General features: G+C 72.1%; 24 protein-coding genes and 1 pseudogene. 10 read left to right on the top strand and 15 right to left on the bottom strand.

What is annotated here, in order from left to right; translation table 11 throughout:
* Nucleotides 1-233: 233 nt before the first annotated feature.
* The 4 genes from AB0F82_RS23755 to AB0F82_RS23770 are packed head-to-tail and all read right to left on the bottom strand — an operon-like array spanning nucleotide 234 to nucleotide 3,692.
* On the bottom strand, nucleotides 234-695 hold the full coding sequence (locus AB0F82_RS23755) for a S26 family signal peptidase (protein WP_362631080.1): 462 nt from the start codon (nucleotides 693-695) through the stop codon (nucleotides 234-236).
* On the bottom strand, nucleotides 686-2,590 hold the full coding sequence (locus AB0F82_RS23760; protein ID WP_362631082.1) for an ABC transporter ATP-binding protein: 1,905 nt from the start codon (nucleotides 2,588-2,590) through the stop codon (nucleotides 686-688). Before AB0F82_RS23760 ends, AB0F82_RS23755 begins: the two co-directional genes overlap by 10 nt.
* Nucleotides 2,587-3,126, bottom strand: a complete 540-nt coding sequence (locus AB0F82_RS23765; RefSeq protein ID WP_362631084.1) for a TlpA family protein disulfide reductase — start codon at nucleotides 3,124-3,126, stop codon at nucleotides 2,587-2,589. The genes AB0F82_RS23760 and AB0F82_RS23765 overlap by 4 nt, the downstream gene beginning before the upstream one ends.
* 41 nt (nucleotides 3,127-3,167) lie before the next feature.
* Nucleotides 3,168-3,692, bottom strand: coding sequence for a MauE/DoxX family redox-associated membrane protein (locus AB0F82_RS23770; protein ID WP_362631086.1), 525 nt, complete (start codon nucleotides 3,690-3,692; stop codon nucleotides 3,168-3,170).
* Between the two features lie 739 nt (nucleotides 3,693-4,431).
* Between AB0F82_RS23770 and AB0F82_RS23775 the strand changes: the two genes are divergently transcribed.
* From AB0F82_RS23775 to AB0F82_RS23790, 4 genes are all read left to right on the top strand, one after another.
* The gene (locus AB0F82_RS23775; protein WP_362631088.1) at nucleotides 4,432-6,033 is read left to right on the top strand and encodes an FAD-dependent monooxygenase; all 1,602 of its coding nucleotides are present in this window, start codon (nucleotides 4,432-4,434) and stop codon (nucleotides 6,031-6,033) included.
* Nucleotides 6,034-6,082: 49 nt separating this feature from the next.
* Nucleotides 6,083-6,169 carry a putative leader peptide gene (locus tag AB0F82_RS23780; RefSeq protein WP_311318651.1) on the top strand — a complete coding sequence of 29 codons (87 nt, stop codon included), beginning with the start codon at nucleotides 6,083-6,085 and terminating at the stop codon, nucleotides 6,167-6,169.
* A gap of 78 nt (nucleotides 6,170-6,247) precedes the next feature.
* The gene (locus AB0F82_RS23785) at nucleotides 6,248-6,793 is read left to right on the top strand and encodes a cysteine dioxygenase (protein ID WP_356810487.1); all 546 of its coding nucleotides are present in this window, start codon (nucleotides 6,248-6,250) and stop codon (nucleotides 6,791-6,793) included.
* Complete coding sequence (locus AB0F82_RS23790) at nucleotides 6,784-7,221, top strand: rhodanese-like domain-containing protein (RefSeq protein ID WP_436842140.1); 438 nt, start codon at nucleotides 6,784-6,786, stop codon at nucleotides 7,219-7,221. Before AB0F82_RS23785 ends, AB0F82_RS23790 begins: the two co-directional genes overlap by 10 nt.
* Nucleotides 7,222-7,313: 92 nt before the next feature.
* On the opposite strand, the pseudogene AB0F82_RS23795 reads toward AB0F82_RS23790, so the two are convergent.
* From AB0F82_RS23795 to recA, 3 genes and pseudogenes are all read right to left on the bottom strand, one after another.
* Nucleotides 7,314-7,651: pseudogene (locus AB0F82_RS23795) on the bottom strand (FtsX-like permease family protein); the annotation flags it as partial.
* Nucleotides 7,652-7,864: 213 nt separating this feature from the next.
* Nucleotides 7,865-8,419 (bottom strand): recombination regulator RecX, encoded by a 555-nt coding sequence (gene recX, locus AB0F82_RS23800; RefSeq protein ID WP_362631092.1) that lies wholly within the window; start codon nucleotides 8,417-8,419, stop codon nucleotides 7,865-7,867.
* Between the two features lie 3 nt (nucleotides 8,420-8,422).
* Nucleotides 8,423-9,538 (bottom strand): recombinase RecA, encoded by a 1,116-nt coding sequence (gene recA, locus AB0F82_RS23805; RefSeq protein WP_356810491.1) that lies wholly within the window; start codon nucleotides 9,536-9,538, stop codon nucleotides 8,423-8,425.
* Between the two features lie 236 nt (nucleotides 9,539-9,774).
* Between recA and AB0F82_RS23810 the strand changes: the two genes are divergently transcribed.
* Nucleotides 9,775-10,830: a PP2C family protein-serine/threonine phosphatase gene (locus AB0F82_RS23810; protein WP_362631095.1), complete on the top strand. Its 1,056-nt coding sequence runs from the start codon at nucleotides 9,775-9,777 to the stop codon at nucleotides 10,828-10,830.
* 160 nt (nucleotides 10,831-10,990) lie between these two features.
* Complete coding sequence (locus tag AB0F82_RS23815) at nucleotides 10,991-12,034, top strand: S66 family peptidase (protein ID WP_362631097.1); 1,044 nt, start codon at nucleotides 10,991-10,993, stop codon at nucleotides 12,032-12,034.
* 34 nt (nucleotides 12,035-12,068) lie between these two features.
* Here the strand turns inward: AB0F82_RS23815 and AB0F82_RS23820 are convergent, their stop codons facing one another.
* Nucleotides 12,069-12,704 carry a class I SAM-dependent methyltransferase gene (locus AB0F82_RS23820; RefSeq protein ID WP_362631099.1) on the bottom strand — a complete coding sequence of 212 codons (636 nt, stop codon included), beginning with the start codon at nucleotides 12,702-12,704 and terminating at the stop codon, nucleotides 12,069-12,071.
* Between the two features lie 117 nt (nucleotides 12,705-12,821).
* On the opposite strand from AB0F82_RS23820, the gene AB0F82_RS23825 reads away from it, so the two are divergent.
* Nucleotides 12,822-13,577, top strand: coding sequence for a Clp protease N-terminal domain-containing protein (locus AB0F82_RS23825; protein WP_356810495.1), 756 nt, complete (start codon nucleotides 12,822-12,824; stop codon nucleotides 13,575-13,577).
* On the opposite strand, the gene AB0F82_RS23830 is transcribed toward AB0F82_RS23825, so the two are convergent.
* Nucleotides 13,531-14,688: an AI-2E family transporter gene (locus AB0F82_RS23830; protein WP_356810510.1), complete on the bottom strand. Its 1,158-nt coding sequence runs from the start codon at nucleotides 14,686-14,688 to the stop codon at nucleotides 13,531-13,533. The genes AB0F82_RS23825 and AB0F82_RS23830 overlap by 47 nt on opposite strands.
* A 329-nt stretch (nucleotides 14,689-15,017) precedes the next feature.
* On the bottom strand, nucleotides 15,018-15,212 hold the full coding sequence (locus AB0F82_RS23835; RefSeq protein WP_030650223.1) for a DUF3046 domain-containing protein: 195 nt from the start codon (nucleotides 15,210-15,212) through the stop codon (nucleotides 15,018-15,020).
* An 81-nt stretch (nucleotides 15,213-15,293) separates the two neighbouring features.
* Here AB0F82_RS23835 and AB0F82_RS23840 point away from each other — a divergent pair, with 81 nt between their 5' ends.
* On the top strand, nucleotides 15,294-16,352 hold the full coding sequence (locus AB0F82_RS23840; protein WP_436842139.1) for a hypothetical protein: 1,059 nt from the start codon (nucleotides 15,294-15,296) through the stop codon (nucleotides 16,350-16,352).
* On the opposite strand, the gene AB0F82_RS23845 is transcribed toward AB0F82_RS23840, so the two are convergent.
* The 4 genes from AB0F82_RS23845 to AB0F82_RS23860 form a co-directional block, all read right to left on the bottom strand.
* Nucleotides 16,321-16,629, bottom strand: coding sequence for an AzlD domain-containing protein (locus AB0F82_RS23845; protein ID WP_030664986.1), 309 nt, complete (start codon nucleotides 16,627-16,629; stop codon nucleotides 16,321-16,323). The genes AB0F82_RS23840 and AB0F82_RS23845 overlap by 32 nt on opposite strands.
* Complete coding sequence (locus AB0F82_RS23850) at nucleotides 16,626-17,333, bottom strand: AzlC family ABC transporter permease (RefSeq protein WP_362631142.1); 708 nt, start codon at nucleotides 17,331-17,333, stop codon at nucleotides 16,626-16,628. Before AB0F82_RS23850 ends, AB0F82_RS23845 begins: the two co-directional genes overlap by 4 nt.
* Nucleotides 17,334-17,409: 76 nt before the next feature.
* A complete protein-coding gene (locus AB0F82_RS23855) occupies nucleotides 17,410-18,672 on the bottom strand; it encodes a DUF2716 domain-containing protein (RefSeq protein ID WP_362631105.1) in 1,263 nt (420 codons plus the stop codon).
* Nucleotides 18,673-18,682: 10 nt separating this feature from the next.
* Nucleotides 18,683-19,522 (bottom strand): AraC family transcriptional regulator, encoded by an 840-nt coding sequence (locus tag AB0F82_RS23860; RefSeq protein WP_362631107.1) that lies wholly within the window; start codon nucleotides 19,520-19,522, stop codon nucleotides 18,683-18,685.
* 80 nt (nucleotides 19,523-19,602) lie between these two features.
* Here AB0F82_RS23860 and AB0F82_RS23865 point away from each other — a divergent pair, with 80 nt between their 5' ends.
* Nucleotides 19,603-24,192: an ATP-dependent helicase gene (locus tag AB0F82_RS23865; RefSeq protein WP_362631109.1), complete on the top strand. Its 4,590-nt coding sequence runs from the start codon at nucleotides 19,603-19,605 to the stop codon at nucleotides 24,190-24,192.
* On the opposite strand, the gene AB0F82_RS23870 is transcribed toward AB0F82_RS23865, so the two are convergent.
* Nucleotides 24,193-24,900: an NADPH-dependent F420 reductase gene (locus tag AB0F82_RS23870; RefSeq protein WP_356810499.1), complete on the bottom strand. Its 708-nt coding sequence runs from the start codon at nucleotides 24,898-24,900 to the stop codon at nucleotides 24,193-24,195.
* 716 nt (nucleotides 24,901-25,616) lie between these two features.
* On the opposite strand from AB0F82_RS23870, the gene AB0F82_RS23875 reads away from it, so the two are divergent.
* Nucleotides 25,617-26,411: an Fpg/Nei family DNA glycosylase gene (locus AB0F82_RS23875; protein WP_362631111.1), complete on the top strand. Its 795-nt coding sequence runs from the start codon at nucleotides 25,617-25,619 to the stop codon at nucleotides 26,409-26,411.
* Nucleotides 26,412-26,431: the final 20 nt, after the last annotated feature.

Raw genomic sequence — 26,431 nt, forward strand, 5'->3', positions numbered from 1 at the left:
TGCGATCGAGTTCATAACAAGCATCACGAACTTAACAAGACCCATCAAGTATGGCCATCGAATATCGACCAACCGGATATTTGGAGCCATCAGTTGACCGAAAAACGGCCGCATGAATTCGGATGTCAATTCACGGAATGCTTCATTCAGAGTTTCACATAAGGGCAGACGAGCGAGGGCCGGCGGTCTACGACCGACGGCCCTCTTCGACATCTCGGCGGCCTATCTCCCCGTCAGCTGGCGCGACGCAACCGCAACAGCATGACGCCGAGCACCTGATGCTCAGGACAGGGACCGTATTGTTTTGAATCCACGCTGACCGGATTGTCGCCGATGAGCGCGATATGGCCGGGAGGAACCAGGTCGGTGCGCCCGACGCCGAACGGGTACGCGTCACCCGCCACGGCGGTAGCCCGTTTGATGTACCAACGGCCGGCGGCAAGGTCGCGCTTCCCGATGGGCTCGGCCTCAGCCCATCCCGCATCGGAATCCGGCCGGGCGACGACTACGATCCGCCCCCGATGCAACCCCCGGGTACCAAGCCGTACCAGCACCCGGTCACCAGTGGTGAGCGTCGGACTCATGCTGTGTCCACTGACCGTGATGGCCGCAAGGCTCTGGCGCGCCCACCGGGCGGAGGCAACTGTCAGCGCCGACACCAGGACACCTGCGGTCACCGTCCAGATCACGCCCACGGTGCCGCTCCCGTCCCGCTGGTTTGGACGTAATCCGAGGCCTGCATGCTGAACAGCCGCGCGTATTCCCCGTCCAGTGCAAGCAGTTCTTCATGCGTGCCCTCTTCGGAGATACCACCGTCCTTGAGGACCGCGATGTGATCAGCATGCCGGACGGTTCCCATCCGGTGCGAGATCAGCACACTGGTCGCGCCCGCCCGGTACTCCCGCAGTTTGTCATGGACCGCCTGCTCCGCGTCGGCGTCGAGACCGGCACTGGGCTCGTCGAGGATGAGCAGATCCCGATCCCCCCGGATCAGAGCGCGAGCCAGCGCAATGCGCTGCCACTGGCCGCCGGACAGGGTGACCCCCTGCTCTTCGTCGGCCTCGTCGTCGTTTTGGAAGAACATCCGGGACAACATCGTGTCGTAGCCCCTGGGGAGCTCTTCCACGACCTCGCTCACCGCCGCCAGTTCGGCGGCGCGGCGAATCTCGGGGATGTCGCCGATGTGGTCGACGTCACCGATCGCAATGTTCTCGGCCGCAGTCAAGTCGTAATCCATGTAGTCCTGGAACACCGCGCTGATGTGATTCCGCAGATCGGCTGGTGTCGCGTTCCGTATGTCGACGCCGTCCCAGGTGATGCGTCCACGGGTGGGGTCGTAGAACCGGCACAGGAGTTTAACGATGGTGCTCTTGCCCGCTCCGTTCAAGCCGACGAGAGCGAGGGACGCACCGAGCGGAATGTCCAGCGAGACGCCCCGGAGCACCCATGGGCCGTCATCCGTGTAGCGGAACCACACGTCCTCAAGGCGAATGCGCTGCCGCAGTTCGGGCAGTTCCACCACTTCGGCCGCCGACGGCAGGTCCGGCTGGCCATTCGTCGCGTCCACGTAGTGCCCGAACATGAGCAGTGCGTGGTAGCCCCCGATGGTGCTGGCGACAGCCATGGTCATGGCCGACTGAATTCCGGCGACGGCGGCTATGAAGGCCGAGACATCACCGATCGTGAACTCACCACGCAAAGTGGCGCCGATCATCCACACCAGCCCGCCGGCTGCGACCATGGCCCCTAGGAGGGACAGCGGACCCTGCAGGATGAGGACCTTCGCGTCCAGCTTTTCCTCAGCACGGTTGATCCGCTTGAGCTCTCCTTGCATCCGTCCCAACAGGAAGTCGCCCGAGCCGAAGAGGCGGGTCTCCTTGATGGCGGAAAGATCCAGCATCAACTTCTGATAGAAGATCTGACGCCGGGCACGGGAACTCATCCGCCACATCATCCCGGACTGCTGTCGACTGATCGAAAGCTGCACGATGAGTGCTGGCACAGCCGCTGCGACCGTGATGAACAGCACCAGGGGGCTGATGACGGCCAGAACACCGAGGAAGCTGGAAATCGTCAGGACGGCCTGAGCCAGTCCCAGGGCGGAGGAGATGACCTGCTCGGGGGCTCCGGTCGCGCCCTGCTGTGCGAGCCGCAGACGGTCAAGGAATGCAGGATTCTCGAACTGCGCCAAGCCCTCTATCCGGTTGATCGCCGAGTACAACCGGCGTTGCACGAGCAGGCCGATACCTCGCTGAAGCCGCGACTTCAAGTAGTCCTGCACGAACGGCAGAATCGCGAGCAACGCGCCGGCTGCCCCGATGAGCACGACGAGCGATACGGGCGTGAGATCCGGCCCGGACCGGATGGGTGAGGACGCATCGTCCGACGACGCGCCGAGCCGGATACCGTCGATCAGCCACTTCGTCAACAGTGCTACGCCGGCAGGTATGACGCCCTGTAGGAGCGTCACCAAGATCGACAGCACCACTTCGACCCGCCCGGCATGCCAAGCCAGCTTGGCGCTGCTGGAGGTCCGCGTCCAGAACCCCCGCATTCCGCCGAGAGTCGTGGCAGTGACCTCTGGAGTCATACCCTGGTCCTGGGATTGAGACCGGTCTTGGTGTTCCCGGAACGCACGATTACACCGTCGCCGTCCACGATGCAGTACGCGGGCACGCCGTGGAGAGAGAAGGCAGTCGTGACCGGCCCCATGCCCTCCTCCGTAATGACCGTGGCCACTCCGTTCAGGCCCTCCAGGTAGAACAGGGCGTCGGTGGCGTTCCCGCCAATCACGCCGATGACTTGCTCCGGCCGCATGTTGTGTGCCCGCGCGTACTTGACCACCTCACCGACGGCCGGTTTGCATGCATCGCAGTTCGTGTCAAAGAAGGCGATGATCGCTTCGGACCCCGCAAGAACCGCCGGATTCACGAGTGAGCCCGAGACGGACTCGGCGTGGAACTCGGGAACGCGCATGCCCGGCGGGAGTTCTTCGAGATCCACATTGAAGTCCCCGAGAGCGTCCGAGGGACGCTTCCGAAGCTTGCGGATCACCGCAGTCGTGAGCAGCAGGTTCAGGAGACTAAGCACGCCTAGCAACACGACGGCAGCAACAAGGTACGGCATGGGTCAGATAGTCCGTTTCGAATCGATAAAAGGTGACACGCCTACCAGTTGTCGCGCAGGATGTGAGCGATCTGATCAAAGAAGGCGGCCAGCGCAGTGACGGTCAGCGCGGCAGCGACTGCAATGACTATGCCGTCCATGGCCAGACTGCCGTCAGCATCCGCACCCGCTGTGACGAGTGCGCCGACTGCGATGGTTAGAAGAACAAGATTGCGCCAGACGTGGCGCCATCCGAGCTCCGCTTTAGCAGAGCCGAAGCAAGCACATTTGACATCCAGCAGGGAAAGCGCGGAGATGATCGCGACGACCGTGAAAGCGGCCATCAGTGGTGCGGCGACTGCCGTTCCGAGCATCGCAACCGGACCTGGGACGAGCAGAGCGACCCCGGTAACCGTCTCGATGGACACGAGCGCCCACGCCAGCCCTCGGTCCAGGATTCTCCCCTGTGGCCGGAATCGCTTCCGGAGGGTCGCCCACATCTCGACCGAATCGTCGATCGCGCGACCCTTGCTGATCCCCGACACCAGAAACACCCCTGCCAGGGAGAGTCGCAGAGCCAGTTCCACGTAACCCATCAAACGCTCCCCAGCGCCCATCCCTCAACGATTTCTCCCAGGCCTGTCGACCAGGTTGCCGCCGGCAGCGCCGGCGGCAACCTGACTCAATTCCTTAGCAGCAACCCACGGACTTCCAGGGGCCGTAGTGCGGGCCATTCATACCGGCACAGACGTACCGGGTGTACTTCCGCAGGCGGTAGCCCGTGCAGTACGGGAAACCGCACTCCGACTCATAGGTGCAGTCGTCGTCCATCGCAGCTGCCTCCGCGACGCCATTCGGCAGCACCTTGGACAGAACCTTGTCCCCGACTGAATCAAGGATTCCCTTGAGAGACATCCAGCATCCCCTTGCCTTGAAGGAAGGTCTCGCCGCTTCACGCGGTCGAGTTGATCAACACAAATCCCGAACATAGTCAGCGCGGTCGATCACGGTCAACAAATATTAACAGCATTGACATTTTCAGCCACAGGATGGCTAAAAGTCGCCAAACCGGAAGAAAGTACTCCCATTTTATGCGCGAGAGAAAGCATCCAATCACGGAACGTCGCCATAACCGCATGGCGAAATAACTTGAACGAGAAAGCCTGACACCCCGGGAGGGAATTTCACATTCGGAGTTAAGCGTTCCTTTATCGGTCGACGCTGGGCAACCTTGGGCGGCCCCCGCGGCCGGCGTCACTTGACGCAGGCACCTCCAGTGGGTTGCATACGTTCTGTGATCACATACCGGACATCGGGAGCCGCGCCATGGACCCGGTGATCGTCGTCGGCGCGGGGCCCGTCGGACTGTCCCTGGCCCTCGCCCTCGCGGGCGCGGGCGTGCCCTCCGTCGTGCTCGACGAACGGCCCGGCAAGGAGGAGGTACGTCCCGCCCGTACGGTCGTCCTGCACGCGGACACGGCGGCCATGGCGCACCGGCTGGGCTGTACGACGACCCTGCGCGACGAGGGGGCGTACTTCGCCGCCTGGCGCACCATGCGGCGCAGCCGCGACACCCACCGGATGACCTTCGAGGACCATCCGGCCCCCCTGCACGTCCCGCAGCACGCCCTGGCCCGCGCCCTGCGCGACTCCGCCGCCGCGCACCCCCTCGTCAAGCTGGTCTTCGACAGCAGGCTGGACTCCCTGGAACAGGACGACCGGGGCGTCACCGCGCACACCCAGGGGGCGGAAGCCACCTGGTGGCGCGGGAGTTACCTGGTCGGCTGCGACGGAGCCCGCTCCACCGTGCGCAAGCTGCTCGGCATCCGCTTCCCGGGCCGTACTGCCGTCGAGCGCCATGCCGTGGCCGCGCTGCGCACCGAACTGCCCTGGCCCGGTGAGGCCCTGCTGCACCGCGGCGCGCAGCAGGAGGTCACCTCGCGGCCGCTGGCCGACGGGGTCTGGCGGCTGGACTGGCTGCTCCCGGCGCGCGGCGATCTGGTGACCCCCGACGCGCTGGTCTCCCTGATCCGCGACAGCCTCGCGCAGTGGTGCGGCGGCACGACTCCCCCCTACGACCTGCTGGACACCGGCGTGCACACGCTGCACCACCGGCTGGCCCGGCGCTGGCGCGACGGGCGGGCCTTCCTGGCCGGGGACGCCGCACACCTGATGGGCGCCCTCGGCACCCAGGGGGTCGAGGAGGGGCTCCGTGACGCCGAGAACCTGGCGTGGAAGCTCTCCCTGGCCTGGCACCAGGGTGCCTCCGAGGCGCTGCTGAACGGCTACGAGGACGAGCGGCGCACCGCGGTGGCCTCCCGGCTGCGCGCGGCCGACCAGGCGCTGCCGACTCTGCGGTCCGGCGGCGGGCTGCGCACCTACCTGCCCGGCGCCTCGCGTTCCGCCGAGTCCCTGCTCACCGACGGCCATCTGGGGCGGGGGCCCCTGGGCGGGCAACCGGCGTACGCCCCGCCCGTCGCCGTACGCGAGGTGCCGACGGCCACCGAGCCGGGGGGTCCGGTGGCGAACGTCCCCGTCACCGCCCCCGACGGGGCGACCGTGCCACTGCGCGACCTGCTGGGGCAGGGCCGGCTGCTGGTGGTCCTCGTGGCCCCCGGCACCGGGGTCTGGGACCGGCGCCACTGGCTGGGCGCCGGCCTGATGCCCCGCCTGGCTGCGGCGGTCAGCGCTCTGCCGGTCCGCACCGACCTGCTGGTCGCGGACAGCTACCCGGGTGCCCCGGCGCACACCGTGCTGCTGGTGCGGCCGGACGGACATCTGGCGGCGACCTTCGCGGGGGTCCGCCCGGCGGAGTTGTACGAGGCGGCGGACGCCGTCCGGACCGGTGCGCCCGGGTCCCGGGTGCCCGCGCCTTCGACGTCGGCTTCGGCTTCGGCTCCCGCTTCGCCGACCGTGGTGATCGACTGACCGTGGTGATCGATTGACCGTGCGCGGGCCCGCGTGGTTCACTCGCGAAATGACCGGCAACGACGTACGCCTGTGGCGGAGGGTCCATATGGACCTGCTCCGCTACGCGGGCTGCGTGTGTCGCCCTTCCTGCTGATTCGCCCTTCTCTCCGCGCGCCCCGTGCCGTCCGCCGGTCTGCGCGCACTTCCGCGAACCCAGGAACGGTCCACTTCCATGTCTGCACCCGCACCCGCACCCGCGTACATCCCTGAGTCCGTACCCGCCGGGGGCCCCACCGCAACCGAGCTCCTCGACTTCGCCCTGCGCACCGCGTCCGACCCCGAGATCGTGGCCTCGCTGCCGCTCGATCCCGAGGGCCGCACCTGGATCCGCCTCGACGGGCCCGGCGGCAGCGAGGCCTGGCTGATCGGCTGGCCGCCTGGCACCGGCACCGGTTGGCACGACCACGCCGAATCGCTCGGCGCGTTCGCCACCGCGCGCGGCCGGCTCACGGAGCGCTCGCTGGCCGTACGCCTGCCCTCGGAGGGCTGGCGGTCGCTGGAGCTGGCCCCCGGCGTCGACCGCAGCCGCACGCTGGCGGCGGGCGGCGGACGGGCCTTCGGCCGCCACCACGTGCACGAGGTCCTCAACGAGTCCCCGGAGGAGCACGCCGTCTCGGTACACGCCTACTACCCGCCGCTGCCGCTGATCCGCCGGTACAGCCGCAGCGGACCGGTACTGCACCTGGAACACGTCGAGCGTCCGGCGGACTGGCAGTGAGCGCCCCGGTCGGCATCGACGAGCTGCTGGAGCGCGTCCGGGCGGGATACACCCGCGTCGAGGCACAGGAGGCGTACGCGGCCACGTCGGCCGGGGCGCTCCTGGTGGACATCCGCTACCAGACCCTGCGGGACCGGGACGGGCTCATCCCCGGAGCGCTGGTGGTCGAGCGCAACGAGCTGGAGTGGCGACTGGATCCGACGGGCAGCCACCGCGCCCCCGAGGCCACGAGCCACGACCTCCGCGTGGTGGTGATCTGCAACGAGGGCTACGCGTCCAGCCTCGCGGCGGCCTCGCTGCACGCCTTGGGCCTGCACCGCGCGACCGACCTGACCGGCGGCTTCCAGGCGTGGAAGGCAGCCGGCCTCCCCGTCGTTCCGGGTGCCGGACCCACGGCGCCGCCGCCGCAGCCGCATCCGCATCCGTGAGCGTGCCGGGGCCGCACCCCCGTTGCGGTGCGGCTCCGGGCGCCGGCCCGGGTTGGTTCACCCTTTCCCCGCGGCGACCTCCACCGGGAGCACCGAGCCCGCAGCGCCACCCGGCACGGGAGGGCGGTGGCGGCCGCGGCAACGGCCAATCCCACCACAGCCGCGCATGCGACCGGCAGCACCGCCGGCGCCGCGGAGCCCGTCATGCCCACGCTGAACGCGGTCGGTACGGCCAGGGCGGTCCCCGACCCCAGGACCATCCCGCTCAGAAGCACCGCCAGGGCCTCGGCCCGAGCATCCGCAGGACCTGCCGCCGCTTGGCCCCGGCCGACCGCAGCACCGCGCACTCCCGGAAGCGCTCGGCGGTCGACATGGCGAGCGGGTGGACCACCGAGATCGCGGTGAGGGCGAGGACGAGTCCCATGGCGAGGAGTGTGCCGCGGGCGGTGACGAGGGCGGTCGCCCACAGCAGTGCGACGAAGGCACCGAGGAATCCGGCCTTGCGGTCCCTGACGGTCTGGAGGGCGTAACGCAGCATCATGGCGTCAACTCTGCTGGGCGCCACACCCCTTGGCACCGGAGTCGCCCGGCGTTCCGGCCCGGGGGCAGCCACCACCCCGGGCCCTCCGGCTCACTCCCCCGGCTACCCGAGGTCGTCGGCGTCCTCGCACTCCGCCTCCAGGGCGCGGCGGACCACGCGCAGGGCCATGCCCTCCGGGTATCCCTTGCGGGCGAGCATCCCGGCCAGGCGCCGGATCCGCTTGTCCCGCTCCAGGCCCCGGGTGGAGCGGAGCTTGCGCTCCACGAGCTCGCGGGCGGTCTGCTCCTCCCGGTCGGAGTCCAGCAGCTCCAAGGCCTCCTCCACGAGGGTGGCGTGCACCCCCTTGGTCCGCAGCTCCTGGGCGAGCGCCCGGCGGGCCAGGCCGCGGCCACGGTGGCGGGACTCGACCCAGGCTCCGGCGAACGCCGCGTCGTCGATCAGGCCCACCTCCTCGTACCGCGAGAGGACCTCATGCGACACCTCGTCGGGGATGCCCCGCTTGTGCAGGGCGTCCGCGAGCTGGCGACGGGTGCGCGGGCTCCCCGTGAGCAGGCGCAGGCAGATCGCCCGCGCCTGCTCCTCGGGGCTCTGGGGCGGCAGCTCCTGGCGGCCCTCACGGCCTCCTCGGCTCCCGCCGCCCCCTTCCTGCTCGCGCACGGGTCAGCTCTTGGCCACGGCGGCCTTGGCCGTCGTCTTGGCCTTCGACGCGGGCGCGGGCACTGCCGCGGCATCGGCGGGTGCGGCGGCAACGGCACCGGCCACGTCCTCGGCGGCGTCCTTGCGGACACCCACGCCCAGCTTCTCCTTGATCTTCCGCTCGATCTCGTTCGCGAGATCCGGGTTGTCCTTCAGGAAGTTGCGGGCGTTCTCCTTGCCCTGGCCGAGCTGGTCGCCCTCGTACGTGTACCAGGCACCGGCCTTGCGGATGAAGCCGTGCTCCACGCCCATGTCGATCAGGCCGCCCTCGCGGCTGATGCCCTGGCCGTAGAGGATGTCGAACTCGGCCTGCTTGAACGGGGGCGCGACCTTGTTCTTGACGACCTTGACGCGGGTGCGGTTGCCGACCGCGTCCGTGCCGTCCTTGAGGGTCTCGATGCGGCGGATGTCGAGACGTACGGAGGCGTAGAACTTCAGCGCGCGGCCACCGGTGGTGGTCTCCGGCGAGCCGAACATCACACCGATCTTCTCGCGGAGCTGGTTGATGAAGATCGCGGTGGTCTTGGACTGGTTGAGCGCACCGGTGATCTTCCGGAGCGCCTGGCTCATCAGTCGGGCCTGGAGACCGACGTGCGAGTCACCCATCTCGCCCTCGATCTCCGCGCGCGGCACGAGGGCCGCCACGGAGTCGATGACGATCAGGTCGAGGGCACCGGAGCGGACCAGCATGTCCACGATCTCCAGCGCCTGCTCGCCCGTGTCCGGCTGCGAGAGGATGAGGTTGTCGGTGTCGACGCCGAGGGCCTTGGCGTACTCGGGGTCGAGCGCGTGCTCGGCGTCCACGAAGGCGACGGTGCCGCCGGCCTTCTGCGCGTTGGCCACGGCGTGCAGGGTCAGGGTCGTCTTACCGGAGGACTCCGGACCGTACACCTCGATCACACGGCCGCGGGGCAGCCCGCCGACGCCGAGGGCGATGTCCAGCGCGGTCGACCCGGTGGGGATGACCTCGATGGGGTCGTTCGGCTTGTCGCCGAGGCGCATGACCGCACCCTTGCCGAATTGCCGTTCAATCTGTGCGAGCGCGGCGTCGAGAGCCTTCTCGCGGTCGGTGCCTGCCATGGGTTCCACCCGGTTTGCTTGAGTCGATCGCTTCACGCCATTGACGCTAATGCCTGCCACTGACAATGCGCCTCCACGACCGGTTCGGCTGTGGATAACTCATCAGAATGGATGTTCGATTTCCCTGTCAAGCTCGCCACGCCAGAGCGCTATGCCCCCATTGCACAGATATCCTGTGGAATGTGATCGAGTCTGGACGGCCACGACTTCGTAGGCGCCCCGGCCCGGGAAGACTCGTGCGGCTGTCGCCGGTCATCCTGACCGTCGTCATCGCCAGCCTGGCATACAACACTCCGCCGGAGATGGCCTTCAGCCGTCTCCTGCCCGCGGCGCCGGCCCTCGCCGCCGCCATGTGGCCGGTGCTCCCCACCGTCCTGCTCGGGACGGTCTGCCTCGTCCTCATGATCGGCCTCAGCTTCGTCTTCCCCGACCTGGGCACGTGGTGGACGGCCGCCGGGATCATCGCGGTCACCGTCGCCGCCGCGTACGGGAGCCACGTCCGGCTCCAGCGGGAGCGCACGCTCTTGCAGGTGCGGCTCGTCGCCGACGCGGCGCAGCAGGTGGTCCTGAGCCCCATGCCGCGCCGCTTCGGCAGGATCGAGATCGAATCGCTGTACCTCGCGGCCGCCGCGGAGGCACGCATCGGCGGGGACTTCTACGAGGTGGTCGACACGCCGTACGGGGTCCGGCTGCTCATCGGCGACGTGCGGGGCAAGGGCCTGCCGGCGGTGGGGGCGGCCGCGGCGATCGTCAACTCCTTCCGGGAGGCCGCCTACGGCGAGACCGACTTGGTCGGCGTCGCACGCCGACTGGACGCGAGCAGCATGCGTTACAACGCCGCCTTTCCCCCCGAGGGGCCGATGGAACGTTTCGCCACCGCGCTGCTCGTCCAGATCCCGCACGAGGGCAGACGTATCGACATCCTCAACTGCGGACACCCACCGCCCCTGCTCCTCAACCGCGGGAGACTGCGCACCCTCGAGTCGGTCACCCCGTCGCCGCTGCTCAGCCTCGCCGACCTGATCGGCGATGAGTACAGCATCGACACTTTCGACTTCGCCCCCGACGACCTGCTGCTGCTCTACACCGACGGGATCGCCGAGGCCCGCGCCCGCGACGGCGAGTTCTTCCCGCTGGCGACTTGGATGGGCGGGCAGCCCCCCACACCGCCCCGCGAACTGCTCAGGGCACTCCACCGCGACCTCCTCCGCTACAGCAGGGGCCGCCTCGACGACGACATCGCGGCCCTCGCCGTCCGCCTGCGCGGCCCCCAGGCCACGGAATCCCCCTAGGCCGTGTCGTCAAAGTCCCGCCTGGCCGGCGGGGCCCGCGGACTCTGAGCGGCCGAGCCCGCCCGGCGGCGGTGCGCCCCGCCGCGCGCTCCCGGTACCGCCGCCGCGACCCTCGAACCATTGCCGGGGCGCGCAGCCGAACGGCTCATACGATCACCGCATGATCGAATTCCTGTATCCGCCCAAGCCCCGCCCGGGGGACCGCGTCGCGATCCTGTCGCCGTCCTCCGGGCTGCCGGGCCTCTTCCCGCTCCCCTACGAACTGGGGCTGCGCAGGCTCCGTGACGACTTCGGGCTGGAACCGGTGGAGTACCCGACGACGCGGAAGATGGGCGCCGCGCCCGAGGAGCGGGCCGCGGACGTCCACGCCGCCTTCGCGGACCCCGACATCAAGGCGGTGATCGCCAGCATCGGCGGCGACGACCAGATCACCGTCCTCCCCCACCTGGACGCCGACCTCCTGCGCGTCAACCCCAAGCCGTTCCTCGGCTACAGCGACAACACCAACCTCCTGCTGTTCCTGCGGAACCTGGGCATGGTCGCCTACCACGGCGCCTCGGTGATGGTCGAGCTCGGCCGGCCCGGCGCGGTGCACCCGGCCACCGCGGCCTCCCTCCGGGCGGCGCTGTTCACCTCGGGCGCCTACGAGCTCAACCGGTCGGGCGAGTACGGGGACGAGAACCGGCCCTGGGAGGACCCGAGCACCTTCGAGTCCGAGCCGGTGATGGAACGCTCCTACGGCTGGACCTGGCACAACGGCGATCGCGTGGTCGAGGGCGCAGGCTGGGGCGGCAACCTGGAGATCCTCGCCTGGATGATGGCGGCCGACCGCGAGGTGCTGCCCGCCGAGTCGTACGCCGGCGACGTGCTCTTCCTGGAGACCTCCGAGGAGATGCCGCGCGCGGAGGAGGTCTACCGCATCCTCCGGAACATGGGCGAGCGCGGCCTGCTGCGGCAGTTCCCCGCGCTGCTGATGGGCAGGGCGAAGAGCTGGTCGTTCGAGAACCGGTTCGATGCCGGGCAGAAGGAGCGGTACCGCGAGGAGCAGCGCGGGGCCGTCCTGCGCGCACTGCGGCAGTACGCCCCCGACACCATGGCGGTCTTCGACGTGGACCTCGGCCACACCGACCCGCAGCTCGTGATCCCCGTGGGCGGGCGGATCCGGGTGGACGGGCCGGCCCGGCGGATCACCGTCACCTACTGAGCCGTACCTGCTGAGCCCGTTCCCTACTGAGCCGTCACCCGTCCGACCGGGGCGAGAGCGCGACGCCGAGCGAGTCGGCGGCGAAGGGCTTCGGCGCGCGCTCCTGGTAGAAGACGTCGAGCTCCGTGACCGTGAAGCCGGCGGCGGTCAGCAGCTCGACGGTCGGCCGGGTGAGGTGGCAGCCGCCGCACAGCCGCTTGTGCAGCGGTTCGATCCGCCGCTGCCAGCGGCGCACGCCCGGGTCTCCCGCCGGTGCGAGTCCGTGCTCCAAGAAGTGCAGCCGGCCCCCGGGTTTGAGTACGCGCCGCACCTCGCGCAGCGCCGCCACGGGGTCCGGGATGGTGCACAGCGTCCAGGTGGACAGGGCGGCGTCGAAGGCGGCGTCCTCGAAGGGCAGCGACTGACCGTCCGGACCGGCCCGCCGCACGGGGACCCGTGAGGCGCGTACCCGGTCGGCGGCGAGTTTCCACCCCAGGTCGGAGGGCTCGATCGCGGCCACGCCGGTGACGCCCGGCGGATAGAAGGGGACGTTGTGGCCGGTGCCGAAACCGATCTCGACGACCTCCCCGGCCAGGCCGGCACAGACGCGGCGCCTGAGCGGCCGGGCCGACTGCGCCCCGCAGGCGAGGTCGACGATCCGCGGCACGACCCGTTCGGCGTAGAAACCCATCACAGCCTCCGTCTCGAAAGTTCCCAGCATGGCACCGGTGGCCGGGCCGGGCGCCGAACGCCACCGACTGACAACCTGAGGTTGACACCCTCTGGGTGTCAACCTAGGGTTGCACCTATGACGAACCCTTCGGTGGAACCCGTTCGCATGACCCATCCGGTACGCCTCGACGACCTGATCGAGGCCATCAACAAGGTCCACACCGACCCCCTGGAGCAGCTCAGCGGCGCCGTCGTCGCGGCAGAGGCCCTCGGGGACGTCGCGGACCACCTCATCGGCCACTTCGTCGACCAGGCCCGCCGCTCCGGCGCCTCCTGGACCGACATCGGCCGCAGCATGGGCGTCACCCGCCAGGCGGCCCAGAAGCGCTTCGTGCCCAAGGCGGACAAGGAGGGCGCGGGCGGTCTCGACCCGAACGCGGGCTTCGGCCGCTTCACCCCCCGCGCCCGCAACGTGGTCGTGACCGCGCAGAACGAGGCCCGCGCCGCCGGCAACACCGAGATCAGCACCGAGCACCTGGTCCTGGGCCTGACGGCCGAGGCCGACGGGCTCGCGGGGCTCGCCCTGCGCGCCCAGGGGGTCTCGCCGGAGGACGTACGGGCCGCCGCGGCCGCCGTACTGCCCCCGGCCCAGGCGGAGGTCCCCGACCTCGTCCCCTTCGACGCCTCGGCGAAGAAGGCCCTTGAGCTGACCTTCCGGGAGGCCCTGCGCCTGGGCCACGACTTCGTCGGCACCGAGCACATCCTGCTCGCGCTCCTGGAGCTGGAGAACGGCGAGGGCGTACTGAGCGGCCTCGGAGTGGACAAGTCCGCCGTCGAGGCGAGCGTCAACGAAGCCTTGGCAGTCGTACTCGGCGGCGAGGACGGGAAGTAGAGGAGTCCGCGTCCCGCGTCAGCTCGTAGCGCTTGACGTACGCACCGAGGAAGGCCTGCAGCGTGGCGACGGCCGGGATCGCGATCAGCGCCCCGACCGCGCCCAGCAGGGCGGTGCCCGCGATGACCGATCCGAAGGCCACCGCCGGGTGGATGTCGACGGTCTTGGAGGTCAGCTTCGGCTGGAGCACGTAGTTCTCGAACTGCTGGTACACCACCACGAATCCGAACACGTACAGCGCGTACCAGGGGTTGACGGTGAAGGCGAGCAGGACCGGCAGCGCGCCCGCGAGATAGGTGCCGATGGTGGGGATGAACTGCGAGACCAGTCCCACCCACACGGCGAGCGCGGGCGCGTACGGCACCCCGAGGACCGCCAGCACGATGTAGGTCGCGACACCCGAGATCAGCGCCATCAGCCCGCGCGAGTAGAGGTAGCCGCCCGTCTTGGCGACGGCGATCTCCCAGGCGCGCAGCACCTCGGCCTGCTTGGCGGGCGGCAGTACGGAGCACAGCGCGCGCCGCAGGCGCGGTCCGTCGGCGGCGAAGTAGAAGGAGAACAGACCGATCGTCAGCAGCTTGAAGAGGCCGCCGAGCACCTGGGCGGAGATGTCGAGCACTCCGGACGCGCTGTTCTGCACGTACTTGCGCAGCCAGTCGGAACGCAGCACGCTCTCCTGGATCTCCACCCGGGACAGCTCGGTGTGGAAGGTGGAGTTGATCGCTTTGATCACTGCGTCGATGTAGCCGGGGAAGCCCTCGACCATGGCGACGATCTGCCCGGCGAGCAGCGAGCCGAGCAGCGTGAGGAAGCCGGCGGTCACCGCGAACACCGCGAGGAACATCACGAAGGTGGCGAGCCCGCGGCGCATGCCGGCGGCCGCCATCCTGGCGACCGCCGGTTCGATGGCGAGCGCCAGGAAGAACGCGATCAGGATGTTGACGAGCAGCCCGATCAGCTGGTGGAAGGCCCAGCTGCCGAGCTGGAAGCAGGCGACGAGGGCCAGTACGAGGACCACCGCGCGCGGCAGCCAGCGCGGCATGCGCTCCTCTCCGCCGGTGGGCGGACCCTCGGCCGGGGGTTGGCCGGGGCCGGCGGGGTCCTGCGGCAAGGCAGGATCGGCGGGCCGGGCCGCCGCCGTGCCCGGCCCGCCCGCGCCTGCCGCGTCCCGTTCCGGTTCCGGGCCGGAGGCGACCGGTACGGCGGAGGCGGCGTCCCGGTCGGCAGCCCGGGGCGCCGGCAGCGCGCCCTGGACGGCTACGGGCTGGTCGGTCGTCTCTTCGGTGGCTCCCACGCCGCCAAGTCTGTCCCACCGACGGCCGTGCAGCGAAAAACGCGTCCCTCAGCACACTCCCGGCCCCCAGGGAGTGTCCGCAAAGTCGCGTCGGCCGCCCGGAGGGCGGGCGCGCAGGCGGACTTTGCGCATACGACGGAGGGGCGTCAGCGGAGCGAGGCCGGCACGTCCATCGCCGAACACACCGCGCGCCACACGTCCTTGGCCTCCCAGCCCGCCTCCAGCGCCTGGTGGACGGTCCGGCCGCCCAGCTCCGTCATGACGTGGTCCCGTGCGAAGGAGTCGGCGTAGCCGGCGCCGAAGTGCTCGGCCATCCGCTCCCAGAAAATCGTCAACCGCATGCCCCCAGTATCCCGCCCCGGGAGAGTGCACCGGCGGCGTTCGCCCGGCGACCCCTCGTCGCCGCGTCCTACGTTGCACGCATGCCCGGAGACGAAGCTTCCCCGCAGAGCCCGCGATCCCCGCGATCCCCGCGCCCCCCACGGCCCCCCGCGCACACCCCGACCGACCTGCCCGCCCCGCCCGTCCCTCGGCCCCCTTCGGACCCGCTGCCCGTGCTGGACCGCGCCGAGCGTTTCATCTGGCTCACGGCCCGCGTGCTGGAGCAGCGCCGGTTCGCGTTCCACTTCCTCGACGGGGACGCCGACCCGGTGGACACCGCGCTCGGCTCGTACCTCAACCCGGACGGGGGCTACGGTCACGCGCTCGATCCGGATCTGCGCGGCCCGCTGAGCCAGCCCCTGCACACCGCGCACGCCCTGCGCGTCCTGGACGGCCTGGGCCGCTGCGCCGGACAGCGCATCGAGCGGCTCTGCCGCCACCTGACGGGGGTTTCCACCCGGGACGGCGCGCTTCCGGTGGTCTTCCCGACGCCGCACGACTACCCGGCGGCCCCGTACCACCCGATGCACGACGACCCGCCGGGCGAGCTCCTGACCACCGGCCCGGTCGTCGGCCTGCTGCACCGCAACCGCGTCTGGCACGCCTGGCTCTTCCGAGCCACGGACTTCTGCTGGGACCGGGTCGAGAACCTGCACCGCACGCACCCGTACGAGGTCCAGAGCGCCGTGGCGTTCCTGGACGGCGTCCCCGACCGGGCGCGTGCGGCGGCGGCCGCAGACCGGCTGGGACGGCTGGTGCGCGAGCAGCGGCTCGTGGTGCTGGATCCGCGGCGGCGGGCGGAGTACCCGCCGGCTCCGGGATACGCGCCGGGCGAGCAGCTGTTCCCGCACGACTTCGCGCGGCGGCCGGAGTCGCCGGCCCGCGGCTGGTTCACGGACGAGGAGATGCGCCGCTCGCTGGACTTCCTGGCCGCCGCGCAGCAGGCGGACGGCGGCTGGCCGGTCCGCCGCGAGGCCTGGGCCCCGGGGAGCTCCCTGGAGCGGCGGCCGATCGCGACGCTGGAGGCATTGCTGACGCTGCGGGCCTACGGCCGCCTGCCGGCGCGGGTCAGCCGCCCAGGGCCCGTACCCCCGCGGTGACGACGACGGCGGCCGCGACGACGACCAGGAACGGGGCTCGCAGCAGCAGCGCGAGCCCGGCCGCGGCCAGCCCGGCGGCGCGGGCGTCGACGACGAGCGCGGACCCGGTGCTGAACGTCTGCTGGGCCGTGAGGGCTGCGAGCAGCGCGACCGGCAGCAGTGCGGCCAGGCGGCGCACCAGCGGCCGCTCCAGGGCCCCGGCGGGAACGAGCAGCCCCGCGTACTTCACGGCGTAGCAGCCGACGACGGTGAGCCCGATGGCGATCCACACGTTCACGAGCGGCGTCCCTTCATCCACAGCACGACGGGGGCGGCCAGGGCCGCGATCAGCACGGGCACCCCGGCGGGCAGCACGGGCAGGAATCCCAGCCCGAGGACGAGCGCGAGGGCCGCGACCGCCCGCTCGGTGGCCGTCTTCAGCATCGGCGCGAGCAGGGCCAGGAACACGGCGGGTCCGGCGGCGTCCAGCCCCCAGGCCCTGGTGTCGCCGATGGCCTCGGCCCCGAGCGCGCCGAGCAGGGTGGTGATGTTCCACAGTGCGTAGAGGGTGAGTCCGGTGACGGTGAAGCCGAGCCGCGCCGACTTGCGGTCGGGCTGCGCCAGCGCCACGGCGGTGGTCTCGTCGATCACCCAGTGCGCGGCGAGGGGGCGTACGGCGCGCGGCAGCCGGAGCAGCTGCGACAGGCGCAGGCCGTAGAAGGCGTTGCGGGTCCCGAGGAAGAAGGCCCCGGCGGCGGCGGTGAACGGGTTCCCGCCCGCCGCCAGCGCCCCGACCAGGGCGAACTGCGAGGCCCCGGTGAAGACGAGCAGGCTCAGCACGCAGGCCTGCAGGGTGCTGATGCCGGCTCCGGCCGCGGTCACGCCGAAGGCGAACCCGGACAGGCCGACGGCGACGCCGACCCCGAGCGCGTCCCGTACGACCGCGGCCCGCGGGCGCCCGCCGGACGCGGGTGTCTCTCGTATCTCTGGCTCTGTGACCAGCTGCTTCTCTCCCACACCCCCGAAACTACGCCGGGCCGGGCCGGATGGTCTTGTACGTTCTTGCGCGCTCGCGGCGTCAGTCGCGCCGCCGCACCGGAGCCCCGAGCAGCGCGGTCAGCTCGCCCTCGACGGCGGTGAGCAGCGGGGCTCCGAAAACGGTCAGCGTCTCCTCCCAGGGGTGTCCGAAGGTTCCGAACGCCAGGTCGGGGTGGAGGTAGAGGAAGTAGTCCCCGTTCGGGTAGACCTCTCCGGGCCAGTCCGGTGCGCCGGGAGAGCCGACCCGGCGGGGGTCGAAGGTGTAGCCGGTGTGCTGCCAGTCCAGCCAGGCCAGTCGCTCGCCCGGCCCGGTGAGGGCCCTCAGCGCGGGTCGCACGACCAGGTCCAGCTCGTCGGTGAGCGTGCTCGTCAGACGCCAGGTGGCGCAGGGCGCGGGGGCGGCGAAGCCGGGGAAATTCCGGGTGCCGGGTCCGAAGCCGAACTCGTGCTCAAGCCGGTCCCACAGCAGGTCTTCGGCCCGTCGGCCGATCAGGCCGACGGGCCTGTCCGTCGCCGGGTGGCCCGGCGGGTCCCAGGAGTAGGTGCGTACGGTGCTCAGCTCGGCGAATCCGGCCGCGAGCAGGCCCGTGCGCAGCTCTCCCGCCGCCTCGGCCACGCAGTACGGCACGGGACGGTGCAGGTGCCGGTGATAGTGCTCCGGCGGCTCCACCATGGCGCGCCACGCCCCGAGCAGTTCCGTGCGCGGCCCGGTCATGCCGCCGATCAGGAGGAAGTCCGTGCCCCTGGCCACTTCCGCCCAGCCGGCGGCCACCACCTCGCCGCGCTCCAGCAGTACGGCGGCGTCGCGTTTCCCCCACAGGCATCCGCCGTCGGCCTCGAAGTCGGCGAGCGCCGAGGCGTGCGGACCGGAAGCGGCGGCGAGCGTGCGCGCCGCCTCCCACCACGGGTCCCCGTCGCCGCCGCCGGTCAGGGTGTGCACCCCTGCCCCCGGCTCGGCCCGCCGGGGCGGTCCGAACAGGTCGAGCGCAGCTGCCAGCAGCGACCGCCGGGGCCCGGCCGTGAACCCGGCGGCGGCGAGCTCATCGCCCAGACCGGCGGGATCGTGTCCGTACACCTTCCAGTGCGCGGGCTCGCCGCGTAGGGCGAAGGCTGCCCGTTGTCGCCGCACCGGCCCCGCGCCGGGGGGCCGTGGCAGCGGCCGGTGCTCCACCGTGCCGTGCGTGCCGTAGTGCGTACGGACGAAGGGGCCGTCGCGCTCGACCACCGCGCCGGGCGGGGGCCACTCGGGCACCCGGCCCCTGAGCTGCGCGTCGTGCAGTGCCAGCACTCCCCCGAGGTCCATGGGGCGGAGCCTAACCGGCCCGCTCCCGCCGGTAGGCCCCCGGCGGGACCCCCACGATGCGGGTGAAGTGCCGGTTCAGGTGGGGCTGGTCGGTGAAGCCGACGGCTACCGCAGCCTCCGCCGGAGGGGTGCCCGCGTCGAGCAGCCGGCGCGCCCGCCGGACCCTGGCATCGGTCAGCCAGGTGTGCGGCGGCATCCCGTACCGCTCCCGGAAGGCCCGCAGGAGGGCGAAGGGGCTCGTGCCCAGCTCCGCCGCGAGCTGCTCCAGGGACGGCGGGTCGGCGAGGCGCTCCTCCAGTACGGCACGGGCCGCCGCGGCTTCGGAGCCGCCGGTGCCGCGGACCGTGCGGGCGGGCAGCGGTCCGGCGTACCGGGTCAGCATCCGGGCGACCACACCCCGCAGGAGCGTGTCGGCGGCCAGCGCGTTCCCGGCCTCGGCGGCCCGGTGCACCTCGGTGATCGTGCGCGAGGCCTGCGGGTCGGCGACGATGTCGGCGGTGAAGCCGGGGGTGCCTCGCAGCGTGCCGATCTCGGCCGCGACCTCGGCGATCAGGCCGCTGGACGGGTAGAGGGTGGCGTACGCCCACCCTTCGGGCGCCCCGGCGCGCGCCGTGTGGGGCACCTCGGGGTTGATCAGGACCACGCTGCCCGGTCCGGCGCGGACGATGTGGCCGGGCAGGCCGACCTCCTCGATGCCGCCGGTGACGGCCGCGATGACGTAGCCGTCGTGCGCGTGGCGCGGGAAGGTGTGGCGCACGTAGTGGGCGCGCAGCAGGTCGAGCCCGGGCAGTTCCGGGTACTGCCAGTGCCGGGCCCACTCCCCGCGGCCTGCGCCCTTCCCCATCCCCATCCCCCCATTCTGCGCCCCCGCGCCGACGCGTGTTTGCCCAGGTCCGAGGCGTTGTCAGTGGCGGGGTGCACGATGGGGGCATGGCAGGCGCTGCGCTCGACTCGTTCTCCCCCGCGACCCGCTCCTGGTTCACGGGGGCCTTCGTCGCGCCCACCAGCGCGCAGGAGGGTGCCTGGCGGGCGATCGGGGAGGGTTCGGACGTGCTGGTGGTGGCCCCCACCGGCTCCGGCAAGACCCTGGCCGCGTTCCTCGCCGCCCTCGACCGGCTGGCCTCGACCCCGCCGCCCGCCGAGTCGAAGAAGCGCTGCCGGGTGCTGTATGTGTCGCCGCTTAAGGCCCTGGCCGTCGACGTCGAGCGCAATCTGCGCAGCCCGCTCACCGGGATCCGGCAGGAGTCCGTCCGCCTCGGGCTGCCCGAGCCGGACATCCGGGTGGGGATCCGCTCCGGCGACACCCCCGCGGCGGAGCGGCGGGCGCTGGCCACCCGGCCGCCGGACATCCTGATCACCACCCCCGAGTCGCTGTTCCTGATGTTGACCTCGGCGGCGCGCGAGGCGCTGGCCGGGATCGAGACGGTGATCGTGGACGAGGTCCACGCGGTCGCCGGGACCAAGCGCGGCGCGCACCTCGCCGTGTCCCTGGAGCGGCTGGACGAGCTGCTGCCGCGGCCGGCGCGCCGGATCGGGCTGTCGGCGACGGTCCGGCCGGTGGAGGAGGTGGCCCGGTACCTCGCGCCGCGCGGCAGGGTGGAGATCGTCCAGCCGCCGTCGGACAAGGAGTTCGACCTCTCCGTGGTCGTCCCGGTGCAGGACATGGGGGAGTTGGGCGGCTCCCCCGCGACGGAGGGCCGGGAGGGCGGGGACAGGCCGTCGATCTGGCCGCATGTGGAGGAGCGGATCGCGGACCTGGTGCAGGCGCACCGCTCCACGATCGTGTTCGCCAACTCCCGTCGCCTCGCCGAGCGGCTGTGCAACCGGCTCAACGAGATCGCGTACGAGCGGGCCGTCGGCGAGAAGCTGCCCGAGCACTCCTCGCCGGCCGAGGTCATGGCCCAGTCGGGCGCGGCCCTGGGCGCCCCTCCCCTGCTGGCCCGGGCGCACCACGGCTCGGTGTCCAAGGAGCAGCGGGCGCTGGTGGAGGAGGACCTGAAGGCGGGCCGGCTGCCGGCGGTGGTCGCCACCTCCAGCCTGGAGCTGGGCATCGACATGGGCGCGGTGGACCTGGTGGTGCAGGTGGAGTCCCCGCCGTCGGTGGCGTCCGGGCTCCAGCGGGTGGGCCGGGCCGGGCACCAGGTGGGCGCGGTCTCCACCGGGGTGGTATTCCCCAAGTACCGGGGCGACCTGGTGCAGGCGGCCGTGGTCACCGAGCGGATGCGGACGGGCGCGATCGAGTCCCTGCGCATCCCCGCCAACCCCCTCGACGTCCTGGCGCAACAGCTGGTGGCCATGGTCGCGATGGACACCTGGCAGCTGGACGACCTCCTCGCGCTGGTGCGGCGGGCGGCGCCGTTCGCGGCGCTCCCGGAGTCGGCGTTCACGGCGGTGCTCGACATGCTGGCCGGCCGCTATCCGTCCGACGCCTTCGCCGAGCTGCGACCGCGCGTGGTGTGGGACCGGGTGGCGGGGACGGTCACCGGACGGCCGGGGGCCCAGCGCCTCGCGGTCACCTCCGGCGGCACGATCCCGGACCGCGGGCTCTTCGGGGTCTTCCTGGCCGGCTCGGACCCGAAGAAGGGCGGCGGCCGGGTCGGCGAGCTGGACGAGGAGATGGTCTACGAGTCCCGTATCGGGGACGTCTTCACACTCGGCACCACGTCCTGGCGCATCGAGGACATCACCCGCGACCGGGTCCTGGTCACGCCCGCCCCCGGGGTGCCGGGCCGGCTGCCGTTCTGGAAGGGCGACCAGCTCGGCCGCCCGCTGGAACTGGGCCGCGCGGTCGGGGCGTTCCTGCGCGAGCTCGGCGCCCTCTCCGAGGAGGACGCCCGGCTGCGGCTGGTGGCGGCCGGCCTGGACGCCTGGGCCGCGGAGAACGTGCTGGCGTACCTGGCCGAGCAGCGCGAGGCCTGCGGCCACGTCCCGGACGACCGGACGATCGTGGTGGAGCGGTTCCGCGACGAGCTGGGCGACTGGCGGGTCGTCGTCCATTCGCCGTTCGGCGCGCAGGTGCACGCTCCGTGGGCGCTGGCCCTCGGCGCCCGCCTCGCCGAGAAGTACGGCATGGACGCCCAGGTGATGCACGCCGACGACGGCATCGTGCTGCGTCTTCCCGACGCGGACCTGCTGTCCATGGACCTCCTGGACCACGACCCGGCGGGAGCCCCCTCCTTCGAGTTCGACGACGAGCAGGCGCCGCTGGGCGCCGCCGACGTCGCCTTCGACCACGGGGACGTCAATCAGATCGTCACCGACCAGGTGGGCGGCTCGGCGCTGTTCGCCTCCCGCTTCCGCGAGTGCGCGGCCCGCGCGCTGCTGCTGCCGCGCCGCAGCCCGGGCCGCCGCACCCCGCTGTGGCAGCAGCGCCAGCGGGCCTCCCAACTGCTCCAGGTGGCTTCCGAGTTCGGATCCTTCCCGATCGTGCTCGAAGCCGTACGCGAATGCCTGCAGGACGTCTTCGACGTTCCCGGCCTGACCGAGCTGATGGGAGACATCGAGTCGCGCCGGGTCCGGCTGGTCGAGGTCACCACCCCGGAGCCCTCCCCCTTCGCCCGTTCCCTCCTCTTCGGCTACGTCGCCCAGTTCCTCTACGAGGGCGACTCCCCGCTGGCCGAGCGCAGGGCGGCCGCGCTGTCACTGGACTCCCGGCTGCTGGCGGAGCTGCTCGGCCAGGCGGAGCTGCGCGAGCTGCTCGACGCGCAGGTACTGGAGGAGCTGGAGCGGGAGCTGCAGTGGCTCACCGAGGACCGGCGGGCCAAGGACACCGAGTCGGTGGCCGACCTGCTGCGCCTGCTGGGCCCGCTGACGCAGGACCAGCTGACGGCGCGCGGCGCGGATCCGGCGTGGGCCCAGGAGCTCGCCGCGGCCCGCCGCGCCATCCGGGTCCGGATCGGCGGCGCGGACCACTGGGCGGCGATCGAGGACGCGGGCCGGCTGCGGGACGCCCTGGGCACCGCACTGCCCGTCGGCGTCCCGGAGGCGTTCACCGAGCCGGTCAAGGACCCGCTGGGGGACCTGCTGGCCCGGTACGCGCGCACCCACGGGCCGTTCACCACGGCCGCCGTGGCCACCGCCTTCGGTCTGGGCGCGGCCGTGACCGAGGGCGCCCTGAACCGTCTCGCGGCGGCGGGGCGGGTGGTGCAGGGCGAGTTCCATCCGGCGGGCATCGGCCAGGAGTGGTGTGACGCGACGGTGCTGCGCCGGCTCCGCCGCCGCTCCCTGGCCGCGCTCCGCCAGGAGCTGGAGCCGGTCCCGCCGACCTCGCTGGCCACGTTCCTGCCCCAGTGGCAGCACCTGGGCGGAGCCCTGCGCGGCCTCGACGGCCTGGCCCGGGCGGTCGAGCAGCTCCAGGGCGCCCCGGTCCCGGCGTCCGCGCTGGAGCGGCTGATCCTCCCGTCGCGGGTGGCCGGATACTCCCCCGGCCTGCTGGACGAACTGACCACTACGGGCGAGGTGGTCTGGGCGGGGGCCGGAGGCCTGCCGGGCAAGGACGGCTGGGTGTCCCTCTACCTGGCGGACGCCGCCCCGCTGCTCCTGCCGCCGCCGCATCCGCTGGAGCCGAGCCCCCTGCAGCAGGCGGTCCTGGCGGCCCTCTCGGGCGGATACGGCCTGTTCTTCCGGCAGATCTCGCAGGCGGTCCGCGCCGAGTTCCCCGAGGCGTCGGACCTAGCCCTCTCCGAGGCGGTGTGGGACCTGGCCTGGTCGGGCCGGCTCACCAACGACACCCTCGCCCCGCTGCGCTCGCTGCTCGGTTCGGGCCGTACGGCGGGGGCCACGGCGCACCGGGCCCGCCGCACCGTCCCGCGCGGCCGGTACGGCACGCTGAGCGCGACGGCTTCCCGTACGGGCCCGCCCACGGTCTCCGGGCGCTGGTCGCTGCTGCCGTCCCCGGCGCCCGACCCGACGCACCGCGCCCACGCCCTGGCCCGCACCCTGCTGGACCGGCACGGGGTGGTGACCCGCGGCGCGGTCGCCGCGGAGGGCGTGGAGGGGGGCTTCAGCGCGGTCTACCGCGTCCTGTCGGCCTTCGAGGACAGCGGGCAGGCCCGTCGGGGCTATGTGGTCGAGGGGCTGGGCGCGGCCCAGTTCGCGATGGACGGCGCGGTGGACCGGCTCCGGGCCGCCGAGCGCACCCCGCCCCCGCTGGCGGCGGTGGTCCTGGCCGCCGCCGACCCGGCGAACGCGTACGGCGCGGCCCTGCCCTGGCCCGAGCCCCCGGCCGGCGCCACCCACAAGCCGGGCCGCAAGGCGGGCTCCCTGGTGGTGCTGGTGGACGGCGAGCTCACCCTGTACCTGGAGCGCGGGGGCAAGACCCTGCTGGCCTGGCCCGGCCCGGAGGACCCGCGGCTGACGGCGGCGGTCGCCGCCCTCGCCGCCGGCTGCCGCTCGGGCACCCTGCCGGCGCTGACGGTGGAGCGGATCAATGCCGCGGCCGCGCTCACCTCGCCCCTGGGGCCCCCGCTCGAATCCGCCGGGTTCCATGCCACACCTCGGGGGCTGCGCCTGCGGCAGTGATCAGCGCATGACCTTGACGCCGAAGCGGCCACCGCCGAGCGCGAACTGGATGGCGCTGTGCATGTGGGCGTACATCTCCATGCCCCGGGCGCTCACCAGCGGGCCGAGGTCCAGGACGTCCTGCCAGCCGTAGGACCGCAGCAGCTCGGTGACCTCCGCCTTCGCGTCGGCGTGCTCGCCCGCGATGAACATCGTGTGGTCACCGCCCGCCACGCCCCTCGGGTCGACGACGGTCTCCTGCTCCTGGGTGACGCACGCCTTGACCACCTTGGCGTCCGGCAGGGCGCGCTGGATCCGCTCGCCCAGGCTGTCGTGGTCGACCGGGTCCAGGGCGGGCATCACACCCCACGGGGTCGGCCAGGGGTGGGCCTGTTCGGGGTTGTAGACGTACGGGACGGCGTAGTCCATCAGGGTCTTGCCCGCCAGGTGCCTGTCGATGCCTTCGAGCACGCGGACGGCGTTGGCGCCGTCGATCCCGTTGATGACGAAGTGGGCCGCCGCGGCGGCCTCTGCGAAGCTCCGCAGCTCGATGCCCGGGTAGTCCGCGAGCCACTGGCCGAAGGGCTCGACCCCCATGAAGTCCGGTTCGGTGCGGCCCAGGGTGACCTGGGAGTCGCGGGTGCCCACGTACACCTCGTGGCCGAGGCTCAGCAGCTTGGCGGCGTGTGCCCGGCCGCCCGCGCCGGTGCCGAGGACTGCGATCTTCATGGTGTCGCTCCGTTCTGGCTGATGCGTCTCATCCCCTCCGGCTCACTCGTCCACCGTTCCGCACCCGGAAGGAGCCTGACCACAGTGACCGAGAAGGCCCGCCGAATCCGTCGACACGACCCGAACGGGCGGGAGCGGATCGCCCAGGATCGCCGAAGTGGCCGACATTCCGCTCTCCTCGACGCCCGCCCCCGGGGCGCCGACGTCACGTGCACGAGGCGGGCGTGAGTGCGACGCGGCGCCGCCCACGGCCGGCGCACCGCTCCCCCGCCGGCGCGGGAGCCGGGGCGACAGGAACCGACGGACAGGGCGGCGATGACGGCGGGTGCCACCAGGCCTCGTCTCCGCGCGTGCGGCGACGCGGTGTCGGCGCATGCGGATCCTCGCACCGCTGACGCCGGGCGCTCCCGATGCCGGGTGCTGGAGGACGCGGACCGTGCGCGGTGGACGGCCTTCGGCAGGCCCGGCCGTACCGGCGCGGAGCGAGCCGCCGACACCGGCGCCGGCCCGCCCCCACCACGTTCCGCCCGGGGTGCCGGCAAGCGGCGTGGCCCCCTGGCACCCCCAGCCCCCAGCCCCCAGGGGCGGCTTCGGGATCGTCCCGCGCCCCGTCCGTTCCGGACGCGCCCCCGGCGGGTGGCCCCCGCCCCCTTCCACCGCGGGCGTGAGCCGCGGGCGCCCTCCCGCCGGGGGGCGTCCGCGGCGACAATGGGGGCATGCCCGAAGGCGACAGCATCCGGCGCGCGGCGACCCGCCTGCACGCGGCCCTGGCAGGCCGTGAACTGACCCGCAGCGACCTGCGCGTCCCCCGTTTCGCCACGGCGGACCTCACCGGCCGTGTCACCCTCGACGTCACCCCCCGCGGCAAGCACCTCCTCGCCCGCTTCGAGGGCGGCCTCACCCTGCACAGCCACCTCCGCATGGACGGCGCCTGGCACGTCTTCGCCACCGGCGAGAAGTGGCGCGGCGGCCCGGACCACGAGATCCGCGCTGTCCTCGGCACGGACGGGCATACGGCCGTCGGCTACCGCCTCCCCGTCCTGGAACTGATCCGCACCGCCGAGGAGGACCGCGCCGTCGGCCACCTCGGCCCCGACATCCTCGGCCCGGACTGGGACCCCGCCCGCGCCGCCGCCAACCTCCTCGCCACCCCGGAGCGCCCCCTCGGCGAGGCCCTGCTGGACCAGCGCAACCTCGCCGGGATCGGCAACATCTACAAGTCCGAGCTCTGCTTCCTGGCCCAGGTCACCCCCTGGACCCCGGTCGGCGCGCTCCCCGAGGCCAAGCTGCCGCGGCTGGCCGCCGCCGCCCACCGCCTGCTGTCGGCGAACATCGGCGACCGGCCCGGGCACCGCAACACCACCGGTATCCACCGCCCCGGCCAGGAGTTGTTCGTCTACGGCCGCGCCCGCCGCCCCTGCCTGCGCTGCGGCACCCCCGTCCGCGAGGCCTCCCAGGACGACCGCCCCACCTACTGGTGCCCCCGCTGCCAGCCGGGGCCCACTCCCTGACCGCCCGGGCCCACGGCCCG

Source organism: Streptomyces virginiae, from assembly GCF_040638905.1.
GTDB classification, from domain to species: domain Bacteria; phylum Actinomycetota; class Actinomycetes; order Streptomycetales; family Streptomycetaceae; genus Streptomyces; species Streptomyces virginiae_B.